At 71.4% G+C, this 4,865-nt stretch carries 8 protein-coding genes; all 8 read left to right on the forward strand.

Going from position 1 to position 4,865, the window contains the following annotated elements; genetic code table 11:
• The first annotated feature begins 90 nt into the window (after positions 1 to 90).
• Positions 91 to 828, forward strand: a complete 738-nt coding sequence (locus tag P1P75_RS39630) for a glycosyltransferase (RefSeq protein WP_319264500.1) — start codon at positions 91 to 93, stop codon at positions 826 to 828.
• 281 nt (positions 829 to 1,109) lie between these two features.
• Entirely contained in the window at positions 1,110 to 1,559 is a 450-nt protein-coding gene (locus tag P1P75_RS39635) for a hypothetical protein (protein ID WP_319264488.1), read from the forward strand.
• A 5-nt stretch (positions 1,560 to 1,564) separates the two neighbouring features.
• Complete coding sequence (locus P1P75_RS39640) at positions 1,565 to 1,909, forward strand: hypothetical protein (protein WP_285511810.1); 345 nt, start codon at positions 1,565 to 1,567, stop codon at positions 1,907 to 1,909.
• 340 nt (positions 1,910 to 2,249) lie between these two features.
• Positions 2,250 to 2,375 carry a hypothetical protein gene (locus P1P75_RS39645; protein ID WP_319264490.1) on the forward strand — a complete coding sequence of 42 codons (126 nt, stop codon included), beginning with the start codon at positions 2,250 to 2,252 and terminating at the stop codon, positions 2,373 to 2,375.
• Positions 2,376 to 2,456: 81 nt separating this feature from the next.
• Complete coding sequence (locus P1P75_RS39650; protein ID WP_319264492.1) at positions 2,457 to 2,954, forward strand: hypothetical protein; 498 nt, start codon at positions 2,457 to 2,459, stop codon at positions 2,952 to 2,954.
• A 285-nt stretch (positions 2,955 to 3,239) separates the two neighbouring features.
• Entirely contained in the window at positions 3,240 to 3,680 is a 441-nt protein-coding gene (locus P1P75_RS39655) for a hypothetical protein (protein WP_319264494.1), read from the forward strand.
• A complete protein-coding gene (locus P1P75_RS39660; protein WP_319264496.1) occupies positions 3,677 to 4,177 on the forward strand; it encodes a hypothetical protein in 501 nt (166 codons plus the stop codon). The genes P1P75_RS39655 and P1P75_RS39660 overlap by 4 nt, the downstream gene beginning before the upstream one ends.
• A 14-nt stretch (positions 4,178 to 4,191) precedes the next feature.
• A partial coding sequence (locus P1P75_RS39665) for a hypothetical protein (RefSeq protein WP_319264498.1) occupies positions 4,192 to 4,865 on the forward strand: 674 nt, incomplete at its 3' end.

Raw genomic sequence — 4,865 nt, forward strand, 5'->3', positions numbered from 1 at the left:
TCCTGGGCCCCCTCTATTTACACACTTTGCTTTGCCGGGGACGGCCAATGGGTTATAGAGACAGCCGGAGACCTCACCCTGCCCACCCCCCTGATCACGGTCGTCATCGCCACCCGCCTGCGCGAGGACCGCCTCGGCTTCCTGACCGCCATGCACCGCAGTCTCTGTCGGCAGACCGTGCCCTGGGAGGCCGTCCTCGCCCTCGACGGCGCCGGCCCCGACCGTCTGCCGGCAGCGCTGGCCAGCGATCCGCGCGTACGCACCCTGACAGTGCCGCGGCCCGTCCGGGCCGCCTGCGCCCGAAACTTCGCCCTCAACCTCGTCCGCACCCCGTATGTGAACTGGGCCGACGACGACGACCTGTTCCCGGACCACGCGATGGCCGCCCGGCTCGGCGCCGTGGAGCAGGCGGGGGTGGGCTGGTGCGCCGGGTGGAGCGAGGACCTCCACCCCGACGGCAGCACCACGCTCTGGCGGTGCCCCGCGCCGCCCGGCCGGCACGAGGCGGGGGATGTATGGACGTACTGGCGCTCACCGGCCGACACCATTCCCATCGGACCGACCACCATCCTGGCCCGCACCGAACTGGTGCGCGCGGCCCCGATGGGCGGCCTCGTCCAGGGCGAGGACTACATGACGGCCGTCGGCATCACCAGCCTCGCTCCCGGGATCCTGCTGCCACTGCCGGTCTACCGCTACCGCAAGCACACCGGGCAGATGACCGCCCAGCCGGGATACGACCAGTTGGAGAGCGCCGCCCGCGTGCACGCCTGGCAGTACGGCCGCAGCCTGCGCTCGCTCCTGCACCGTGAGGCCCTGCGTGGCTGACGACAGATCACGGTCGCTGGACGGCACTGGTCGAGTAGCGCGCTGCAGGTACGCGAGGACCTGAACAGCGGCGTTCCGCTGTCTCGCGCCGAGCACCGAGCACCGACCTGGCCGGCCATCGAGACCTGGCTCGCCCACAGCCAGCAGTTTCTGCGCCAGGCCCGCGCTGCCTCCCCTCGCCCACGCCCCACTGTTGCCCTTCCCCAGCCGCCCCACCGGCTCACGTCCGGCCAGGCACGCCCTCGCTGACCGACACCCAATTCCTAAGGAGACCCACCTTCTTGGACCCTGGTACTCACTTCGCCTTCGGCACTCATCCCCAGCACGGCTTCGTCGCCTCCTTCACCGCCACGGTGCCCGCGCACCTGGCCCACTGGTTCCTCACCCGCGAGCAGTTCGAGCCCATCCCCGACCGTCCCGGGCTATACCGCCTCACCGAGCCCGACCGTGACGGTCCGCGCCGCACCCGCCAGGCTGTCCGCGACCTGGGGGCGCAGGGCTACTCGGTGTCCGCCGACATGGGCCTCGCCCCGGACGCACCGGCCGCTGCGCCGCTCCCGGCCCGGCGCCACGCTGTCTCGGATCGTCGCGCCCGTACCGCCCAGGCCGCGGTCATACGCTCCCCCCAACGCCGTACGGCGCCGACTACCACCGCACCGGCCCCGCGACCGATCCCGCCGAAGCCCACCTACGCCCCGACCGTTCACCTGCCGGCTGGACGCTCCCGATGACACCGATGACTCCATACGGTGAGACGATCCGCATCACCCGCGGGCGAGGTGGCGAGGTCGAAGTCACCGGCGCCATCGACGCATTCGCGCGGGACATCCTGCTCCGAGCCGGATTCCTCTTCTTGCCGGCCCTGCGCGGGCACTGGATACGGCTGCCGTTCGACCTGGGCCAGGGCTGGGAGAACGAGCACGCGACCTGGGCCGCGGACATGCTCACCGCCGCCCGCTACCCGGTGCATCTCGACCCCGGCCTTCGCCCTCACCCACCCGGCCAGGAGACTCCGGCCGCGCCCGCACGGCCGCCGGCCATGACCGCCCAAGCGCCGCCCAGCAGGCCGCCCCGCCGCTGATACCTTCCGCCGGGAGAACCGATCTCTGACACCACCACGCCCAGCGTGGCGCAGCTCGCCGGGCGAGCACGCGGTTCCAGGCTGCGGATGGCGGTCATCGGCCGTGAGACTGAGTCCGCGCAGGACGCCACGCGGGACCGCTACGGCCGCACTTTCCATCCTCTCCGAGGCCCAGCTCACCCGCGCAGCAAGGCTATGAAGCCGGTCCCTTGATCCCGGTTGGAGAGCCTCCTCGACACCGCGGCCCGCCCGCTTCTCCTACGCCCTGGACACCGTCCGCGGGCAGCTCGGCGCCCAGCTCGACGCCCCTGGCCGACAACTCGCCGTCCTCACCCGCGAGGTGCACGACGCGATCGAGGATCTCGCCGCCACGGTCGGCGTGCTGCCGTCATACCGCACCCCGTACCACCGCGGATACGGCCCGCCCCGCCCTGAGCACCACACCTCCCACAGCGCCGCCCCGTAGCACGGCCGTCAACCGCCGAGCGTAGGACCGCGAACGCCTTCCACCTTCAGTCACACACGACCCGTTCAAGGAGATCCATCTATGGCTGTCCGCACGAAGTGGACCGTCGAGCACACCTGCGGCCACGAAGTCGTCCATGACCTGTCCGACCGCGCCGCCGACCGGCGGGCCGGGTTCGCCCGCTGGCTCGGCGAACGGGACTGCACCGACTGCTGGAAGGCCGCCCGCAGCAACGACACCGCCTCCAAGGAGGAATGGCTCGCAACCAAGCGGGCCGAGGAACAGCGGGCCGCCGCCGAGTGGGCCACCAAGTTCGACATGCCCCCGCTGGAAGGGCCGGAACGCGCCGTGGACTGGGGTGAACGCTCCCGCCACCAGCTGATGTGCGCCGCGCACACCGCGCTCGTCGTCGAAGGCGCCTGGGACGACGCCGACTGGGCGGAGCTGGAAGAGAAGGCTCGCCTGATCACCCGGGCCGGATGGTGGATCGACCAGCGCGACGCCGACGGCGCCGACCTGCTAGAACTCTTGGACGCCGCCACAGAACAGGACCGCGGTACGGAGAATCCGTACCGCTGACCCTCCCGACTCGGGTGAGGTGCAGTGCGCTGCGTGATCAACGGCTCGCTCGGTGATCAACTGACACCCCGCATCGTGATGGCTGCGACGGCCGTGGACGGGCGGCGGAAGACAGCCGGCTCCAGCTGTTCACTCCCCGGTCGCTGCGAGGCAGCACGACCAGGGAAAGAGCCCGGGTCCGTCGAACGGGGCGGAACATAGCCGCAGATCGCCGGTTAGCCAAACCGGCGATCCTGCGGACCATTGATCCTCCCGCCGCCACATGCACAGCGTGGAAGGATCCGCATGCTCCCACCATCCTGGACCCCGCCGTCCACCCCGGCCTTCGCGCCCACACCCGACCCCCTCACGCCCTGTCGGGACATCACCCATGGGCACTTCGAGGCCGGCGACCAAGTCGTGGTCATCAAGGGTGTGGCGGGGGCCGAGTTGTGGGGGGACGCGATGCAGGTCGTCGCCCCGTCCTGGCACACCCCGACCGACGAGGACGGCTGGCGGCTGCGCGACCCCAACGGCGGAGCGCAAACGTTCATCACCGCGCACCCCCGCTACCTCGTGCACCTCTCCCGCCGCTGCCCGGACTGCATGATCTACCTGCGAGCCATGGCTGATCATCTGCTGCCGAAGTACGCCGGCCACGCCGACGCCGTTCTCGACTGCGGCTGGTACACCACCACGGCCCTCGGTCAACTGGTCCACGTCGCCGATGCCCGGGGCGGCCGGTGAGACTTCCTCTCCGCCGCCCCGGCCGCACCCCCACACTGGCGCGCGCACGGACCCGGGCCACCAGGGACACCTCAATCCCCCTCTGGCCAGCACGCCTGGCAGCCGACCTGCTGCAACGGCTCGCATCTGAGGCCCGTCGCATCGAGCAGGACCTGCGCCTCACCACCATCACGTCCGCATCCGACGACCGGCAGGTGGCCGGGGCCGTACCGACCGCGTCCGCTCAGCTCGCCACCGTCCTCGCCCAGCTCGCCGACGAGCGGTCCGGTCCGCTGGCCACCGTGCGCGGCCTCATCGAGCACGCCGCATACCGGGCTTCTCTCCAGCCCTGCACCGGTCCCGACACGGCGCACCAGCTGGAGCTGATCGCCCGCCGCATCTACGGCACCCAGCAGGACCTCGATGACGTCGCCGCCCGTCTGACCACCCGCTCCAAGCGGTCGACCGCAGCGCCAGTGGTACCGGCCGCACGAGCCTGTGCCGGGCAATCACCTTAGGAGAAGCCTTTCCCTTGCCTCTGGCCGACCGCGCCCTGACCATCCGCCGCGACCCGCACTCCGAGGAAGTGCTTGGCTGCGGTGGCGATCCGGAAGCCCACAGCGTGCTTCAACGGGCGGGCTTCGTGCCCGTCCACCGCCTCCACGAGACCTACCACCGCGCTCCCGCTGGCCTGGCGCAGGACGAGGAGAACCGCCAGGCCACCGAAGCCGTGGCCCGGCTGCGGGCGGTCGGCCACCAGGTCGACTGCGACCCGTCCTTCGACACCGACCGCCGCCCCGCCCAGTACGAGCCGCTGGGTGCCTCGGTGGCCCAGCTCGCCGACCGGATCCGACAGGCGACCACCACAGAGGAGGTCGCTGAGATCCTGACCGAGCTGACTGCCCCCTGCGACGGCATCCTCGATGCCGTCGGTCAAGTCCTCACTGCTGCGGCTGAGTTCCACGACGATCTTGGCGCATCAACTGCCCCGTACACCGCGCGACGGCTGCGCTATCTCGCCGAGGAACGCCTCGCCGTCGTCCGCACCGACCTGGTGCACACGCGCAATGACCTCGCCGACCGGCCTGCCCCGCACCCCGGGCGCGTCGCGTGCACCCAACAGGTCCCTGCCGACGAACGCGAGCGGTCCGCCGTGTGTGCCTGCCCACCTCCGCCGCGTGCCATCCCGGCCCCCCGCCCGTGGCC

It is taken from the genome of Streptomyces sp. ID05-39B, from assembly GCF_033794725.1.
Classification (GTDB): domain Bacteria; phylum Actinomycetota; class Actinomycetes; order Streptomycetales; family Streptomycetaceae; genus Streptomyces; species Streptomyces bobili.